This window comes from Achromobacter xylosoxidans (genome assembly GCF_014490035.1).
Classification (GTDB): domain Bacteria; phylum Pseudomonadota; class Gammaproteobacteria; order Burkholderiales; family Burkholderiaceae_B; genus Achromobacter; species Achromobacter bronchisepticus_A.
Window position 1 is genome coordinate 5,600,791 of record NZ_CP061008.1, and the last position, 15,837, is coordinate 5,616,627.

At 64.1% G+C, this 15,837-nt stretch carries 19 protein-coding genes and 2 tRNA genes; 16 read left to right on the plus strand and 5 right to left on the minus strand.

From position 1 onward, the window contains the following. Positions 1-26 precede the first annotated feature (26 nt). The 9 genes from IAG39_RS25970 (at position 27) to IAG39_RS26010 (ending at position 6,957) form a co-directional block, all read left to right on the plus strand. The gene (locus IAG39_RS25970; RefSeq protein WP_410469167.1) at positions 27-2,288 is read left to right on the plus strand and encodes a TcfC E-set like domain-containing protein; all 2,262 of its coding nucleotides are present in this window, start codon (positions 27-29) and stop codon (positions 2,286-2,288) included. A 24-nt stretch (positions 2,289-2,312) separates the two neighbouring features. Then, positions 2,313-2,996, plus strand: a complete 684-nt coding sequence (locus IAG39_RS25975) for a pilus assembly protein (RefSeq protein ID WP_118932883.1) — start codon at positions 2,313-2,315, stop codon at positions 2,994-2,996. Positions 2,997-3,024: 28 nt separating this feature from the next. After that, positions 3,025-4,059 (plus strand): hypothetical protein, encoded by a 1,035-nt coding sequence (locus IAG39_RS25980; RefSeq protein ID WP_124260366.1) that lies wholly within the window; start codon positions 3,025-3,027, stop codon positions 4,057-4,059. 8 nt (positions 4,060-4,067) lie between these two features. After that, positions 4,068-4,568, plus strand: a complete 501-nt coding sequence (locus tag IAG39_RS25985; RefSeq protein WP_059373750.1) for a hypothetical protein — start codon at positions 4,068-4,070, stop codon at positions 4,566-4,568. A gap of 19 nt (positions 4,569-4,587) precedes the next feature. Continuing rightward, positions 4,588-5,139 (plus strand): hypothetical protein, encoded by a 552-nt coding sequence (locus IAG39_RS25990; protein WP_059373749.1) that lies wholly within the window; start codon positions 4,588-4,590, stop codon positions 5,137-5,139. A gap of 35 nt (positions 5,140-5,174) precedes the next feature. After that, the gene (locus IAG39_RS25995) at positions 5,175-5,828 is read left to right on the plus strand and encodes a hypothetical protein (protein ID WP_059373839.1); all 654 of its coding nucleotides are present in this window, start codon (positions 5,175-5,177) and stop codon (positions 5,826-5,828) included. 135 nt (positions 5,829-5,963) lie between these two features. After that, the gene (locus IAG39_RS26000; protein WP_118932885.1) at positions 5,964-6,602 is read left to right on the plus strand and encodes a ProQ/FinO family protein; all 639 of its coding nucleotides are present in this window, start codon (positions 5,964-5,966) and stop codon (positions 6,600-6,602) included. A gap of 150 nt (positions 6,603-6,752) precedes the next feature. Further along, a tRNA-Gly gene (locus IAG39_RS26005) sits at positions 6,753-6,828 on the plus strand. Between the two features lie 55 nt (positions 6,829-6,883). Then, positions 6,884-6,957, plus strand: a tRNA-Cys gene (locus IAG39_RS26010). A gap of 107 nt (positions 6,958-7,064) precedes the next feature. On the opposite strand, the gene IAG39_RS26015 is transcribed toward IAG39_RS26010, so the two are convergent. Next, the gene (locus IAG39_RS26015; protein WP_059371658.1) at positions 7,065-7,523 is read right to left on the minus strand and encodes a hypothetical protein; all 459 of its coding nucleotides are present in this window, start codon (positions 7,521-7,523) and stop codon (positions 7,065-7,067) included. Beyond that, positions 7,520-8,494 (minus strand): D-2-hydroxyacid dehydrogenase family protein, encoded by a 975-nt coding sequence (locus tag IAG39_RS26020; RefSeq protein WP_059371657.1) that lies wholly within the window; start codon positions 8,492-8,494, stop codon positions 7,520-7,522. Before IAG39_RS26020 ends, IAG39_RS26015 begins: the two co-directional genes overlap by 4 nt. Before the next feature lie 240 nt (positions 8,495-8,734). Here IAG39_RS26020 and IAG39_RS26025 point away from each other — a divergent pair, with 240 nt between their 5' ends. Both IAG39_RS26025 and IAG39_RS26030 read left to right on the plus strand, forming a co-directional pair. Next, positions 8,735-9,058, plus strand: coding sequence for a hypothetical protein (locus IAG39_RS26025; protein ID WP_054451291.1), 324 nt, complete (start codon positions 8,735-8,737; stop codon positions 9,056-9,058). 2 nt (positions 9,059-9,060) lie between these two features. Next, a complete protein-coding gene (locus tag IAG39_RS26030) occupies positions 9,061-9,651 on the plus strand; it encodes a DUF2946 family protein (RefSeq protein ID WP_118932886.1) in 591 nt (196 codons plus the stop codon). Positions 9,652-9,660: 9 nt separating this feature from the next. Here IAG39_RS26030 and IAG39_RS26035 read toward each other — a convergent pair whose 3' ends face one another. Together IAG39_RS26035 and IAG39_RS26040 are read right to left on the minus strand one after the other, a co-directional pair. Next, the gene (locus tag IAG39_RS26035) at positions 9,661-10,125 is read right to left on the minus strand and encodes a nuclear transport factor 2 family protein (RefSeq protein ID WP_118932887.1); all 465 of its coding nucleotides are present in this window, start codon (positions 10,123-10,125) and stop codon (positions 9,661-9,663) included. Positions 10,126-10,221: 96 nt separating this feature from the next. Then, entirely contained in the window at positions 10,222-10,623 is a 402-nt protein-coding gene (locus IAG39_RS26040; protein WP_059371654.1) for a DoxX family protein, read from the minus strand. A gap of 130 nt (positions 10,624-10,753) precedes the next feature. Here IAG39_RS26040 and IAG39_RS26045 point away from each other — a divergent pair, with 130 nt between their 5' ends. The 5 genes from IAG39_RS26045 to IAG39_RS26065 all read left to right on the plus strand — a co-directional run bounded on the left by IAG39_RS26045 (position 10,754) and on the right by IAG39_RS26065 (position 14,935). Continuing rightward, positions 10,754-11,686 carry a LysR family transcriptional regulator gene (locus tag IAG39_RS26045; RefSeq protein ID WP_059371653.1) on the plus strand — a complete coding sequence of 311 codons (933 nt, stop codon included), beginning with the start codon at positions 10,754-10,756 and terminating at the stop codon, positions 11,684-11,686. Between the two features lie 10 nt (positions 11,687-11,696). Then, positions 11,697-12,278: an NUDIX hydrolase gene (locus IAG39_RS26050; RefSeq protein ID WP_118932888.1), complete on the plus strand. Its 582-nt coding sequence runs from the start codon at positions 11,697-11,699 to the stop codon at positions 12,276-12,278. Further along, the gene (gene aat, locus IAG39_RS26055) at positions 12,275-13,048 is read left to right on the plus strand and encodes a leucyl/phenylalanyl-tRNA--protein transferase (RefSeq protein WP_059371651.1); all 774 of its coding nucleotides are present in this window, start codon (positions 12,275-12,277) and stop codon (positions 13,046-13,048) included. Before IAG39_RS26050 ends, aat begins: the two co-directional genes overlap by 4 nt. A 42-nt stretch (positions 13,049-13,090) precedes the next feature. Beyond that, complete coding sequence (locus tag IAG39_RS26060; RefSeq protein ID WP_059371650.1) at positions 13,091-13,828, plus strand: arginyltransferase; 738 nt, start codon at positions 13,091-13,093, stop codon at positions 13,826-13,828. Between the two features lie 66 nt (positions 13,829-13,894). After that, positions 13,895-14,935 carry a quinone-dependent dihydroorotate dehydrogenase gene (locus IAG39_RS26065; RefSeq protein ID WP_118932889.1) on the plus strand — a complete coding sequence of 347 codons (1,041 nt, stop codon included), beginning with the start codon at positions 13,895-13,897 and terminating at the stop codon, positions 14,933-14,935. 145 nt (positions 14,936-15,080) lie between these two features. On the opposite strand, the gene phaP is transcribed toward IAG39_RS26065, so the two are convergent. Further along, positions 15,081-15,659, minus strand: a complete 579-nt coding sequence (phaP, locus tag IAG39_RS26070) for a TIGR01841 family phasin (RefSeq protein WP_059371648.1) — start codon at positions 15,657-15,659, stop codon at positions 15,081-15,083. Between the last annotated feature and the right edge of the window lie 178 nt (positions 15,660-15,837).

Below are 15,837 nucleotides of genomic sequence, written 5' to 3' on the forward strand. Positions count from 1 at the left end.
TCCTTCCCCCTTATGGATTGCAGGGCATGCGCGCTCATCGGGTTTCCTTTTGCCTCAAAAAAATCCTGCCGTGCGTGCTTGCCGCTACCTCCACCCAGGTCTTTGCGCAAGTGAAGATTTCCTACGGCATCCCCGAAGGCTTCAGCGCGGTTGAAATGGACAATAGCGCAAGCTACGTCTCCAGCTTCAACGGCAGGACGCTGCCCGGATTGATCGCCTATTCGCTGGAGCAGAACCGGCTCGCGTTCGACCCGGTCAAGTATGCGGAAAACGGTATCACGGTGGAAGAAATAGAAACCATCCGCCAGGTAGTTTCCGCGGTCGACTACAAGCAATGCGTCAACGGTTGTGACGTGCGCGTGGCGGAACACTACGTCACCATCGACAAGATCCGCCGCACATTGCAGATCAGAAGCTCGCGCGACGACTACCTATCTCCCGCGACCACCTGGGGGCTGATCAACAATCAGTCCCTGGACCTGCGCGGATCCTCCGACAGCTATCGCGCCATGAATCTCAGCGGCACGACATGGCTGGGCCTGCCGCTGCGCAGCTTCGGCTACATGAGCTGGTACGGCAGCCGCAATCGCATGCGCGGCCGCAGCAATGGCGGTCAAGGGATATCCTCTTACTTCCTGCAGAAGAATTTTCACGGCACCTACGTGCGGGCAGGCAAGCAGAACAGCCTCGACTACGCCTCGGGCTCGGTCAGCACCATGCTGTCGCCCAGCTTCGATCAGTTCGTCACCATCGGCAGCCAGAACCATTTGCGGGCCGACCGCGATACGGGTTCGCTGGTGCTGTATTCCACCGCCGAAGGAAACTACGAGTTCTACCGCAACGGGCGTCTCATCCTGAAGCGGCCCGCCATACTCGGCCGCAATGAAATCAGCTTCATCGACCTGCCTGGCGGCTACTACCCGGTGGAGATCCGGCTGGTGGACCGCAACGGCAATCTGATCAACCGCGAAACGCGCGACATCAACAACCTGAATTTCAACGGCGGCGGCGGCAATTCCTGGCACATGACCGCGGGCAAGGAAATGGGCGCAGGCGGCCAGCTGCTTCAAGCTGCCGTCAGCCGCAACCTGAGCCAGTTCTACCTGAACGCCTCGTTCATCAGCGGCGACCAGTCCCGCTGGGCGGGCGAGCTGAACATCACGCGCCCCTCCCGCATCGGCACGGCTGACCTCACTCCCACAGTGGGCGTCCTAGGCGGCGAACGCGGCGCGGGCGGCTATTTCAACCTGTCGATGAACGATCCCTTGCTGGGCAGCCTCTCGGCCAGCCGCTATCAGATTTCAGACGTATCGCGCTTCTATTGGGGCGCGCCCAGCACCAGCTTTTCATACAGCAGAAGCGTGGGCGATGTCATGCTGGGCTACAACTACAACAAGCACAGCCGCGGCGAAATACAGCAAGCCGAAGCGCGCTGGAACTACCGCCCCAACGGCCTGTGGTCGACCTTTTCCCTGGGCGTGCAAAAGGGCGGGTACGGCCGGGGCGACGACGGCTACGCCGTGTACTTCAACATGAGCTGGACCCTGGACGAGACGCAAGCCAGCTTCCGCGCGGCCCGTCAGGGCGGCGAAACGCAACTCAGCGGCGACTATCGCAAGGATTTCGAGGACAGCTACGGCACCTCGACGGCTGGCGTCACGGTCAACCGGAGCAGCACAAGCAACAGCGTCAATGTTTACGGCAGCCGCTCCGGCACTCGTGGCGATACCTCCCTCAACCTGGGCCACAGCGACTTCGGCAGCAACGCGGATTTCAACTACCGCGGCATGCTGGCGGCCAGCGCCACGGGCATAGCGGTAGGACGCTACAGCAGCAGCGGCAGCGCCATGTTGCTGGACACGCCCGCCATCGACGGCACCGCCTACGGATTCAGCGTGGAAGGCCATCCGGTCGGCGGCGGCAGCACCTACGCCGTACCGCTAGGCCAATACCGCGACGTTCCCTTCGCCCGCGTCCTGAGCAACAGCGAGCACATGGACATGAGCATCGAAGTCCCTGCCAACGTCGTGCGCGCCCATCCTGGTCAGGTGTACGCGGCGCAAGCCAAGGTGGCGATCAACATGGTCTACAGCGGCATCCTGATGGATCCGTCCGACAAGCCCCTGGGCGGAACCATCCAGGAAACTGGCGACACGGCGTACCCCAACGGACTGTTCTCCATCGCCAGCAAGACGGTGCTTACCAAGATCACGCTGCGGCAACCCGGCAGGAACTACACCTGCGACCTCGGCAACGCCATCAACGGCAGCTACTACCGCTGCCGATAACCTGATATCCGAAGAGGAACCACGATGCCACGCAAGACCCTGCTCACGCTATTCGCTTCGATGCTGCTGGCCGCGCCGTCGGCCCAAGCCGAAGGCGAGCTGCTGGTGATGCCGGCCCGGATCAAGGTCTTCAATGGCCACGACTACGGCGTCACCGTCAAGAACGTTGGCGACGCGCCGCTCTACCTGTCGGCCACGCTGCAGAAGGTGAAGAATCCCGGCTTCGACCCCGAGGAGCAGGTGCCGCTGAGCCAACTCGAGCATCCCGGCCTGCTCGCCAGTCCGGACAAATTGATGCTGGGACCGGGCCAAAGCCGCGCGATCAGCCTGAAGTCGCTATCCGTGCCCACCGCGGAAGAGATGTACCGCCTGTACGTCGTGCCAGTGAGGGCGATGCAGGTCGAAGAGGCGCCCCAGGACAAGATCAGCGCGCCCATGTCAGTTTCCATAGGTTATGGCGTGCTGGTCCAGCACATGCCTCCTCCGGGTCAGCAACGGTCGGGCTGGTCGCATCGCTGCGAAGACGCGGGTGTGAGGCTGGAGAATACCGGCAATGTGTCGCTGGTCCTGGCGGATATCGCATCGCCGGACCGCAAGCAGGAGCAGAACCGGGTGGTGTTGTTTCCCGGCATGTCGCGGCGCTTCGAGGGCAAGAAGCTCACGATGCTGATCGGCGATGCGCCGCAGGGTTTCGATTGCCGCGGATGAGCATGGCGCAATGTACGAGGGACCAACCATGAGATTGCCGAATTTCAAAGGATGGATGATGCCGCGACCAGTTGCTGCCGTACTGGCAACAAGCGCGATGATCGCCAGTAGTGACGCCTTGGCATGGCGGGGCATCTACTACAGCAACCTGAGCAACGGCTATAGCAATTGCACCTACCAAAACAATGGCAATGGCACCAGCACGCTGGGCGTGACCATCAGCTATAAGAACATTCAAGGTCACCTAGGCAGGCATAGCGGGTGGTTCCAGAGCCGAGGAATCCTTATATACACCTATGAGAAAGATGGCAAACTGCAGCAGTCTGGTCACTATGCCAGTGCAGTCTACATGGATGGCGTTCGGCACTGGGGTAGAACAAGCGGCATTGACTACGCATCCTACGATAACAGTGATTCCCGTTACGCCACGAGCTGGCGCGATCCATCCGCGAGAGTCGTGCGGGTAACGGTCGTTATCGATAACAAGCACCTTGCACCGTGGCCTGCCATTGGGGTAAGAGCAGCGAACGTCACGCAAAAGAACGACATCGTCGAAATAACCGGACTGGCCTATATCGGCGCAGACAGCTCAACGGGCAACTGCAATACCATCACCGATCCGAAGATTCCGCCCCCACCTGAGGCTCCCAAGATCCACATGACCGCGCCGGACTGGAACCTCGGAGAGTTGCTGCCCGGAGCGCCTGCGGAAAGGCCATTTTCTGGCGCCGGCGAAGAGTTGTGCTTCACCTATGACCACCTCAAATGGACAGGATCGCGCTACGCCATCAACGCGACCAACCAGAACGGCCTGTCGGGCAATGGCTGGTACCAACTCAAGCACCTGACCTCGCCTTCCGACACGGTGCCATACCGAGTCGTGCTGCGGAACGCGACGACCAGTACCGAGGTCGCGCTGCCCAACACCGGCAATGTCGTGTCCGCCTTGGGCAACAACGGACGCGATTGCTTCATCCCCACGTTCACGGCCGACACGCCCAAGGCGGCGAAGGAAGGCGACTACAGCGACGTGCTCACCTTCACGGTCGTCGCACGACCTTAGCTCATGCCATGAGCGTTCATGTCCTTCCCCGGCGATTCGCCCGCCGCACCGCGTTTATCGTCGCGGCACTCGCCCTGCCCTGGCCCCAGCACGGCCAGGGGGCCGGCATCCTGCACCTGCCGAGAGCGGAACTGCGCCTGGAACCCGGTCGAGCGCCGAGCGAACTGCTGGCGGAAAACCGTGGCGACAGCCCGCTGTATCTGGATGTGGAACAACATCTGCTCCTCAATCCCGGATCGATGCCGGAGGTGCTGGCGCCAGTTGGCGAAACAGAGCGACCCAGCTTGCTGGTCACCCCCAAGCGCCTGATTCTGGCGCCGGGACAAAAGTACCGGATGAGCGTGCGCGTCTTGCATGCGCCTGCCCGCACGCAAGTCTGGCGCATCACCTTCCGGCCTAGGGAGCGGGTGATTCTGAACGGCGGCGAGGCCGATGGCAGCGCGCCCCTGATCATCAACATGGCGTACGGCGTTCTGATCTATCAGACCGCCGAGCACGCTCAGCCTTGAAACCCATGAGAACCCGGACATGAACAGAATATCAATCCGCGCGTGCCTGATGCTTGCCCTGGGAACGCTCTCTGCCGCAGCCTCCGCCGGGGATATCGTCCTGACCGGCGACACCACAAGCAGGATCACCGCCACGGTCAAGGCCGCCCACAGATTGCTGGTCACGGACGACAAGGGTGGCTGGTTCGACCAGGGCTTGGCCATGCAGCAGCTACGCGGCTGGGAATCGCCGTATGAGGCGCAAGCACGCTTGCGCATCCTGTCCTCGAGCGGCGCGTTTCAGGTGCGCATGGACCGACCGCTGGAGATCCGCAATACGGCCAACGCGGCCCTGGTGTTCCGTCGGCCCAAGGTTTCCCTGGCCGCGGAAGACGGGGAGCAGAAAACCCTGGAAGTAGGCCAGGACGTGAAATTCAAGAATCCGCCTGCGCCCGCTGCGGGCGAGGACTCCATCGGCTACTACGGGCTGGCGATTGCGGCCTACCCGCCGGAAGGCGATTTCAAGCAGACCGCAGGCAGCTATGTCGGCGAGCTGTCGCTGGTCTTTGAACCGACCGTGCGGATCCCCTGACCCGCTATAAGCGGCCGGATGTCGCCGAAATGTGGATGAAACCCTTCGACTGTCTGCTGTTGCTTCTGGTGTCCTGGCCTGCCACACCGGCCTTCGCACATATCGACGTGATGCCCAAGCTCGCCGTCGTGCAAGGCAAACCGGCCTCGGTCCATATCATCAACCAGGGCGATCGCGCGGAGTACGTGTCCATTACCCTATCGCGCTTGCTCAACCCCGGCGTCGAGGCCGACCAGGAACACCTGGAGCCCATCGCGCAGACGGAGAGGCCTGCGCTCTACGTCTCCCCGTTCAAGCTCTCGCTAGGACCAGGGCAGAGCAAGACCGTCACCCTCAAGCCGCTGGCCGATGTGGAACAGGAACAGGTGTACCGGCTGGATATCAGGCCGGTCGTCAATCTGCTGGATCGGGCGGGACAAGGCACCTCCGGCAATGTGGTCGTCACCCTTGCGTTCAGCACCCTGGTCAGGCTGCTACCGCAAAACGAAACCTCGGGGCTGTCGCTGCGCTGCGCGCCGCAAGGCGCCTGGCTGGCTGCGTCGGGCAACGTGCGCTATCAGGTCAAGGATGCGGTCGCCGATGGCCGGCCCGTGGAACCATTCAACGTCTATCCGAGCACGCCCATCCTGCTGAAAGGCCGCGCAATACAGGTGCCCGGCCAGCCATCCTGCCCGCCCTCCGGACGCTGATTCCGGGGTAAATCCACGTCCCCCAACGCCGGCGGCCATGGCGCCGCCACCACACATGCCCCCCCTCGACAGTGCTGCATTCGCGCACTTGCGGTAACCTTCAGCCTGAACAAATCTGAGGTGTTGGAAATAACAATGGGTTTTGAAAAACTTGCCGACCTGCGCGAGCAGCTACGGGCACAGGCTCAAAAGGCGGTGCCGGTCCAACCGAAGGCGGCAGGCCGGACAAAGAAGCGGGAGCCTGATCAGGCCAAGGCTACGGCGCGGCCGCAGCAAAAGCGCGAGTCTGGTCAAGCGAAGGCTGCCGCCCGCCCGCAGCAAAAGCGCGAGCCCGTCGACCCCGTGGTCGAGGCCATCTGGCGCCTGCAGAAGCACTTCCCGCAGGCCTTCCCCAAGAATCCCGCGCCGAAGCTGCCGCTCAAGCAGGGCATCCTGGCCGACGCGGCCCAGCATCTGGAAAAGCTGGGCATGACGGAAGAACAGCTCAAGCAAGCCATCGCCACCTGGTGCAAGGGCAGCCGCTACTGGAGCAGCATGGTCGCCGACGCCACCCGCGTCGACCTGCAAGGCCAGCCCGCGGGCACGGTGACGGCGGAGCAAGCCGCCTACGCGCGCCGCCAGGCTTCGCGCCGGCCGGCCGGCAAGGCTCGTCCGGCGAAAAAGGCCGACGCGCCGGCTGCCGCATCCGCTGACGCCCCGGCTGACGCCCCCGCGCCTGAAGCCGCCCCCGAAGCCGCGGCCGTCACAACGCCGGCATCGAGCGATACGCCCTGAGGACACTGTTTGGCTCGGCGAGCGGGGATTTTTCACATCCCCGCCCCGCCAGGCTACACAAGCCCGAAATTCTGTGTATAATCGCTGTCTTTGGTGGACACGGCCTTTCTGAAAACCAAGTCAGAAATTACACCAAAACGCAGTGCCCCCGCGGGAGTAGCTCAGTTGGTAGAGCGCAACCTTGCCAAGGTTGAGGTCGCGAGTTCGAGACTCGTCTCCCGCTCCAAATACAAAAAGGAAGCAACGGCCAACACCGCGCTTCCTTTTTTCTTGCAAGTGCTGGCGCAATGGCAGAGTGGTTATGCAGCGGATTGCAAATCCGTGTACGTCGGTTCGATTCCGGCTTGCGCCTCCAGCGATTTCCTGAAACCCGCAGATGAAACTCTGCGGGTTTTTTGTTTTTCCGGATCAGCAATGACGGGCTGCGGACGACGAGCCGCCGCGCGATTGCCCCAACACGGGCTAGTCAGCCTTGACTGCAGCCAAGGACTCCAGGCATCCCGTCTGCCAGGCGAACTCCGCTTCGAACGATTCAGGATCCGACACGGCGCCGTAGCCGCCCTGACCGTAGACCGCGGCGTAGGCCGCGTATTCGGCTGCGCGCAACGCCTTGCCGGCAAGGGCGCTGGCGACCGCATAGGTCGCGGACACCGCGGCATGGCCGCAGCCGTCCAGGGATTTCGATCCCTGATGCCGGTTCGCCAGGCGCGCAGCCTCGGCGGCAGCCTGCTGCAGCGGGTCACGGCCGATCGCGCCGTCCAGATAACGGCCTAGGCTCGCCAGGCAATCCACGGCCTCCTGCTCTTCGAGCAGATGCTCGACCCGTTGCGCACAGGCGCGGCCGAAAGCCAGGCGCAGCCGTTCATTGCCCGCATCATCCAGATCGAGCTGCCTGGCCAAGCGTTCCAGCGATGCGTTCATGGCGACACCGCCTGCGGATTCACCATGTTCACGGGCTTGCCCGCCGCATAGGCAAGGATCTGGTTGAACACGTCCTTGAATTGCAGATCCCATTCCTCATAGGTCACATACCCGATATGGGGCGTGCACAAGACGTTGGGCATCTGCAGCAGCGGATTCGCCGTGTCGGTCAGGGGCTCCTGTTCGAATACGTCCAGCGCCGCCATGGCCGGACGGCCGGCGCGCAACGCCTGCACCAGGGCGCCGGGTTCCACCAGTCCGGCGCGGCTGGTGTTGACGAACAGCGATCCCTCTTTCATGGCCGCGAGATCCGCGGCGGTGACGATACCCTTGGTGGCGGGAACCAGGCGCATGTGCAGCGACAGCACGTCACAGGAGGCGAAGAACTCCTGCCGGGAGCTTGCGACTTCGTAGCCTTCCTCGCGCGCGCGCTGCAGCGACTCGGGGCGGGCCCAGACCAGCACGCGCATGCCGAACGCCCGCGCGTAGCCGGCAACCACCCGGCCGATGCGGCCATAGCCGAAGATGCCCATGGTCTTGCCGCGGACAGTGTGACCCACGCCGCATTGCCAATGGCCTTGGCGCATGGACTCGACCTGTTGCGGCAGCTGCCGCATGGCGGCCAGCACCAGCGCCCAGGTCAGCTCGGCGGCGGCATAGGAAGGCGTATCGGCGTGCAGGTCGGAACAGACCAGGACGCCGTGCTCGCTGCATGCGGGGACGTCGATATGCGGATAGACGCTGCGCTGGCTGATCAGGCGCAGCTTGGGCAACTTCTCTATCAGTTCGCGCCGTATCGTGGTGCGTTCGCGGATCAGGACCAGCGCTTCCGTATCGGCCAGGCGCTGCGCGAGCACATCGGCATCTTCCGCGTGATCCGTCCAGACGGTGACCTCGTGATCGCGCAGCAGCGCGTAGCAGGGCAGGCGGCGCAGGGTATCGAACCAGTCGTCCAGGATCGCAATCTTCATGTGCGGGACTCGTCGGGTGGAAATGAATGTTCAAGTTTTACGCTGCTTCTTGCCTCTCGTAAAACAAAATGATGCCGTTCATTCCTCCGTCGTCAAAGACGTACGCCGCGACCGCCCCGCTTCGTCCATCGGCCGCTCAGGTACGATGGCGGCTTTCCCCAGCATCTCGTTACGCATCCCTACGCGCCGTCAATCAAATGATTGCTATGGTGACGCCGTTTGCAACTGATGATGGATACCATGCGTACCATTCCGAACTCTCGAGCCCGTCCCTCCTCCGCGCTGCTGACGCTGTCCACGGCGGCGTTGCTCACGCTGGCCCCGCTTGCCGCGCAGGCCGACTCGGACAAGCACCGCCATCGCCACGGCCGCGAGTACAAGGAACAATATTGGGACGGCGCCTGTAAGGTCGAGCGCAAATGGAAACGCAATGGCGACTACCAGGAAAAGCGCAAATGCCGGGATGACTACCGCCACGGCTATGTGCAGGTGCCGCAGCCGGTGGCAGTGATGCCGGCGCCCGCCATTGTCATCAACCCGCCTCCCATCATCATCCGCCCCTGAACATGGATCAATCGGTGAAGGACGCGCTAGCCCGCTGGCCCGACGTGCCGGCGGTATACGGCTGGCTGTCGCTGGACGCGCGCGGCCGCTGGCGCCTGCATCCGCAGGGCCTTGCGGCAAAGGGCGGCCCGGGTGAATCCATCACCAATACCCAGATCCTGGAATTCATCAACCGCAACTATGAACACGATGACGCGGGCCGCTGGTTCTTCCAGAATGGCCCGCAGCGCGTGTTCCTGCGCTTGGACGCCGCGCCCTATGTGCTGCGGCTGAGCGACGACAACCGCCGACTGCTCACGCACACGAACGTGGCGATCGATTCGGTCGATGGCTGGAAACTGGACGACGCAGGACAGTTGTATGCAATGACGCCTCTGGGCGCCGGCATCGTGCTGGACCGCGATCTGCAGCCGCTCCTGGAGAAGATGGCCACGGCGGACGGCGCGCCGCTGCTGGACGCGCTGGCAGACCTTGCGGCCGGCAGCGCAATCCACGCCGTCCTGCCCGGAATCTATGCGGCCGCGCCGCTGGCGTTGATCGCGCAAAAGGATGTGGCGCGGGAATTGGGCTTCGAAGCGAATCCCCGCGCCTGAACGGCACGCTCAGAACATGCCGTTGGGATTGGCGGACTGCTCGGGAATGGGCTGCACCGCGTCCCAGTGCTCCACGATCTTGCCCTGCTCCAGACGGAAGATGTCGATGATGGCGCTGCCGCGGTCGCCGAGCTGGCGCACCGCGTGCACGTGCAGGATCACATAGTCCCCATCGGTGAAGACACGCTTGATCTCGCTGCGCGACTGCGGAAACTTGTCGCGCAGGAAAGCGATGAATTTGCGGAAGCCTTCGGGCCCGTCCGCGGCATTCGGGTTGTGCTGCACATAGCGGTCGCCGACGTACTTCAACGCCGCATCCGCGTCCTTCTGGTTCAGGCCCTTCTCGTAGAAGGCCAGCACGGCCGCCTTGTTGGCGGCTTCCTGCTCAGCGGAAGCATGGACGGCGGGAGACAGGGCCAGGGCCAGCATGGCCGCCGCAGCGGCGCGCTTGAGGTATGACTTCGGGAAGGACATGGATACTCCGGAAATGGAAAACGGCCGGGCCATTCTATGGGCCGGCCGTCCTGTCGGCCACGTCCGTGGCGGTAGACAGACTGGTGCGCGCAGCGATCAGCCGCGCCAGCTTTTGACCAGCGCAAACTTGCCATCGCCCAGCAGCAGCAACACAGCGGCCGCCACGCTCAGGAAGATCGGGTATTCCCAGCCGCCCCCGGGGTTGCTGAAACCCCAACCGTTGCCGAAATGCACGGTCGCAGCCACGAACAATTGCACCACGGAGATGATGGCCACCCAGCGCGGCAGAACACCCAGAATCAGCATGATGCCGGCGATGATCTCGAAGAACGTCACCGGATACGCCAGCCAAGCAGGCACGCCGATCTTGGCGAAGAACTGCGCGGTGCCGGGCAGCGTGAACACCAGCAGCTTGGTCAGGCCATGGGCCAGGAACATGACGCCGAGCGCCACGCGCAGCAGCAGCGCGGCATAGGGCGCGGTACGGGTATCAACCATTGCACTCTCCTAGAGCGGTAGGGGAATCGCCCAGGATGGGAAGATTCTTGATGAGCGTTATTCTTGCGATTCCAAAAACAAAGATAAACATGCAGAATTGCAAATTATTGTTCCCCGATAGGAAACAATCTTGGACACGCACATCGCCATGCAGACCTATGCCAAGGTCGTGGAATTGGGCTCATTCGCGGCCGCGGCCGACAAGATGGGCCAGGCCCGCTCCGTGGTCACGCGCCAGATCGCCTATCTGGAGCAGAAGTACGGCGTGCGTCTCCTGAACCGCACCACGCGCAAGCTGAGCATGACAGACGCCGGACGCGCCTTCTACGAACGCGTGCGGCCCATCCTGGCCGAGGTGGCGGACCTGGAGCTGTCGCTGCAGGCCGAGGGCCAGCGGCCCAGCGGCCGGCTGCGGGTGAGCGCGCCGGTGTCGTTCGGCATCCTGCACCTGGGACCCGCCATTGCCGAGTACCTGCAGCGCTACCCCGACGTGATCATCGACCTGGACCTGAACGACCGTCTGGTGGACCTGGTGGAGGACGGCTACGACGTGGCGGTGCGCATCGGTCCGCTGCAGGATTCCTCGCTGGTCGCGCGGCCGCTGGCGCCGCAACAGTTGCGGGTCTGCGCCGCCCCCGACTACCTGCAGCGCCACGGCACGCCGCAGACTCCGGAAGAACTGAAGCAGCATCGCTGCCTGCATTACGCCTATGCCAGCACCGGCAACGAATGGCATTTCGAGAAAGACGGCGTGACCCATCTGGTGCGCGTGAACGCTGCCCTGCGGGCCAACAACGGCGACGTGCTGCGGACAGCCGCGCTGGCCGGGCACGGCATCATCCTGCAGCCCGATTTCCTGGTGGGCGACGACATCCGTACCGGCCGTCTGGTCGCGCTGCTGGCCGATTACGCCCATACCCCGATCTCCATGTACGCCGTCTACCCGCACCGGCGCTTCCTGTCGCCCAAGGTACGATCCTTCGTGGAGCATCTGGAGGGCCGCTTCGGCGCCCCCTCCCCGGCCGTTCCGGGCCGGCGCGCCAGCCCCCGCCGCAGCCGTTAGAATCGTACCCATGACCGCAAAATCGCCCCTCGAATACTTCCCCGCGCCGCGCCGTTCGCATTTCTGCAGCCAATGCGGCTCGCCCATCAGCCGCCGGGTTCCCGAAGGCGACAACCGCGAACGCGACATCTGCGATCACTGCGGCGCGATCCACTACCAGAACCCAAGGCTGGTGGTCGGCACGGTGCCGGTCTGGAACAACCGCGTCCTGCTGTGCCGGCGCGCGATCGAGCCGCGCTACAACACCTGGACCCTGCCCGCCGGCTTCATGGAGCTGGGCGAAAGCACGGCGCAGGGCGCCGCCCGCGAAACGCTGGAGGAATCCGGCGCGCGCATCAAGCTGGGCGAGCTCTACACCATCATCGACCTGCCGCAGATCGACCAGGTGCACGTGTTCTACCTGGCGGACTCGCTGTCGGACGCGCTGGACCCCGGTCCCGAAAGCCTCGAGGCCCGTTTTTTCGACGAGTCCGAGATCCCCTGGGACGACCTGGCGTTCCGCACCGTGGCCACGACGCTGCGGCACTACTTCGAAGACCGCAAGCTGGGCGTGTATCCCCCCCACCACTACACCCTAGAATCGCACCGTTGAAACTCCCCTGGCTCGCCGTCGACACCCCTTTTCCGCCCGCGGAGTTTGCGCTTGCGGATCCCGACGGCCTGCTTGCGGCGGGCGCGGACCTGTCCACGCCCAGGCTGATCGAGGCCTATTCCAACGGCATATTCCCGTGGTACTCCGAGGGCGAGCCCATTCTGTGGTGGAGCCCCGATCCGCGCATGGTGCTGGCCGTGAAGGACTTTGCTCCCTCGCATTCGCTGCGCAAGCTGCTGCGGCAGATCGCCAGCCAGGAGCAGTCCGCGGCGCCGCGCGTGCAGGTGCGCGTGGATACCGCTTTCGCGGAGGTGATGGCGCAGTGCGCCGCGCCGCGCGACGGTCAGCCCGGCACCTGGATCACCGCCGCCATGCAGCAGGCCTATCGCGCCTGGCATGAGGCCGGCTACGTGCACAGCATCGAAACCTGGATCGACGGCGAACTGGCCGGCGGCCTCTACGGCATCAGCCTGGGCCGCATGTTCTTCGGCGAATCCATGTTCACCCGCGCGCCCAACGCATCGAAGATTGCGCTGGCCTATCTGGTGCGCTACCTGACCGCGCAAGGCGTGCAACGCATCGACTGCCAGCAGCAGACGCGCCACCTGGCCAGCCTGGGCGCGCGCCCTATCCCGCGCGCCGCCTTCCTGCAGCATGTGCGCACTGCCACTGCACAGCCCGCCGTCGCGTGGGCCCGGGGCACGCTGGACAGCGCCGGCCGCTTGCATCCCGACACAGCATCGGGCCCGGGGTTCGGCGTTAATATGTAGCTACTCCCCTTGCGGGCCTGCCGCCGCATTGCGGGACCTCCGATGAGCCAGCTCAAAGAACTCCCCTTCTCCACCCTGCAGTTCTACGCCACCGCTCCGTACCCTTGCAGCTATCTGCCGGGTCGCCAGGCACGGTCGCAGGTCGCCGCGCCCGGTCATCTGATCAACGCAGGCACGTATTCGCAACTGGTGGAGCAGGGCTTTCGGCGCAGCGGGCTGTTCACCTACCGGCCCCATTGCGACAACTGCCACGCCTGTATTCCGGTGCGGGTGGATACGGCGGGCTTCGCGCCCAATCGCAGCCAGCGCCGCGCCTGGCGCGACCACCAGGGTCTGCAGTCGTTCGTGGCCGAGCTGGCCTGGTCGCCCGAGCACTATCGGCTCTACACGCGCTATCAGCAGGGCCGCCATCCGGGCGGCGGCATGGATGAGGACAGCCGCACGCAGTATGCGCAATTCCTGCTTACCAGCCGCGTCAACACCCGCCTGGTCGAGTTCCGCGACGAGACGGGCGAGCTGGTCATGGTGTCCATCATCGACGTGCTGGACGACGGCCTCTCGTCCGTCTACACCTTCTACGATCCCGACATTGCCGGCAGCCTGGGCACCTACAGCATCCTGTGGCAGATCGAACAATGCCGGACGCTGAACCTGCCCTGGCTGTACCTGGGCTACTGGATCGCCGACAGCCGCAAGATGTCGTACAAATCCAGCTTCCACCCGGCCCAGTTCCTGGTCGACGGCGTGTGGGGCGAGCAGCCCGCGTTGCCGCCCGCCTGATCCGCCCTCCTTTGGAGCGCCTGGGGCGGCGCAGGGCCGGCAAAATTCGCTCTACAATTCCGCCCCATGTCTATCCTCTTCCACGCCTACCCCCTGGCCCGCCCGGCGCTGTTCGCCATGGACGCGGAAACCGCCCACGAAGTCACCTTGTCGGGCCTGCAGCGCGCCTATGAATGCGGCGCCACGCGCAAGCTCATGCACGCGCAGCCAAAGGCGCCGAGCACGCTGATGGGCTTGCAGCTGGCCAACCCGATCGGGCTGGCCGCGGGCCTGGACAAGAACGGCGCCTATATCGACGCGCTGGGCAACCTGGGATTCGGCTTCATCGAGGTGGGCACGGTCACCCCGCGCGCGCAGCCGGGCAACCCCAAGCCGCGCATGTTCCGGCTGCCGCGCGCCAATGCGCTGATCAACCGGCTGGGCTTCAACAACCAGGGCCTGGAAGCGTTCCTGGCCAATGTGCAGCGCAGCACCTGGCGCAAGCAAGGCGGCATCCTGGGGCTGAATATCGGCAAGAATGCGGACACGCCCATCGAGCGCGCCGCGGACGACTACCTGATCGGGCTGGAAGGCGTATATCCGCATGCCGACTACGTGACGGTGAATATTTCCTCGCCCAACACCAAGAACCTGCGCGCACTGCAAGGCGGCGACGAGCTGTCGGCCCTGCTGGCGCAACTGGCGGATAAGCGCCGCATGCTGGAAGACAAGCACCAGCGGCGCGTACCCATGGCGGTGAAGATCGCCCCGGACCTGACGCACGAGCAGATCGATGCCATCGCGGAGACGCTGCCGCGCCATGGCATCGACGGCGTCATCGCCACCAACACCACGCTTTCGCGCGACGCCGTCACCGGCCAGCCGCATGCCGAGGAAGCAGGCGGCCTGTCGGGCGCCCCGGTGCATGAATTGTCGCTGGCGGTCATCCGCCGCCTGAAGGAGAAGCTGGGCGGCAGCCTGGCCATCATCGGCGTGGGCGGCGTGATGTCGGGCCGCCAGGCCCGCGAAAAGATGGACGCGGGCGCCGACGCCGTGCAGCTCTACACCGGCCTGATCTACCGCGGCCCGGCGCTGGTGGGCGAGTGCGTGCGCGCCGTGGCGCGCTAGGCAAGCACGGCCGGCATCCGCCGGCCGCAGCGAAAAAAGCAGGCAAAAAAAGGGGCCACCCGGTGGGTGGCCCTAATTCCAGCTCTGCTCTGTCACTCAACAGTACTACATAACTGCGGTTTGCGCAGCCCTGCGCGCCAAAAACTTAGGCGCTGCGGCGGCTGCGGCTGGCAACCTTGGTGGCGGCGTCGGCGGCATCCGTGGCAGCCTTGAAGGTCGCGTTGGCGGCGGCATTCAGGTTCGACTCGGCGACTTCGGCGGCCTGCTTGGCGGCTTTGGTCATCGAATCGTAGGCGCTGGTCGCGGTGGCCAGCGAGGACTTGATCAGGGCAACGGCGCTTTCGGAGCCGGTCGGGGCGTTCTTGGAGAACTGGTCGACAGCTTCGCTCAGCTGCTGCTGGCCTTCGGCGATCTGGTCTTCGGTCAGCTTGACCAGGCTGGTCTGCACGCCGGCAACGATGTCGTACACATGCTTGGTGTAAGCCATGGCCTTTTCAGCGCCCGGCTGCAGCAGGCCCGAGGCGAAAGCGGCGGCTTCCTGCGGATCCTTGACTTCAGCGGCTTGCTGCGACTTCTGGGCGACTTCGTCCAGGGTGGCGCGAACGACCTTCAGGTTCAGTTCGACCAGCTTTTCGAAGCCGGCGAACACGGCCGACTGGGCGGCCACGATGGTGTTGATGCTGGCCTTTTGACGGTCCAGGACTTGTTGCGGGATAGCGCTCATAGGATGCTCCATGGGTAGCCGGAGGCTGTCCGGCAAGTAAGGAATGGTTGTCTGCGACGAACTATAGAAACGTGCGCGGAAACTGGTACTACAAGCTACCGCCGGCCCGTTTGATGCACTGCACAATTGACATTCTAGGCCGGGAAAAATCCTTGTCAAGGAGTTTTTGTGCGACGCA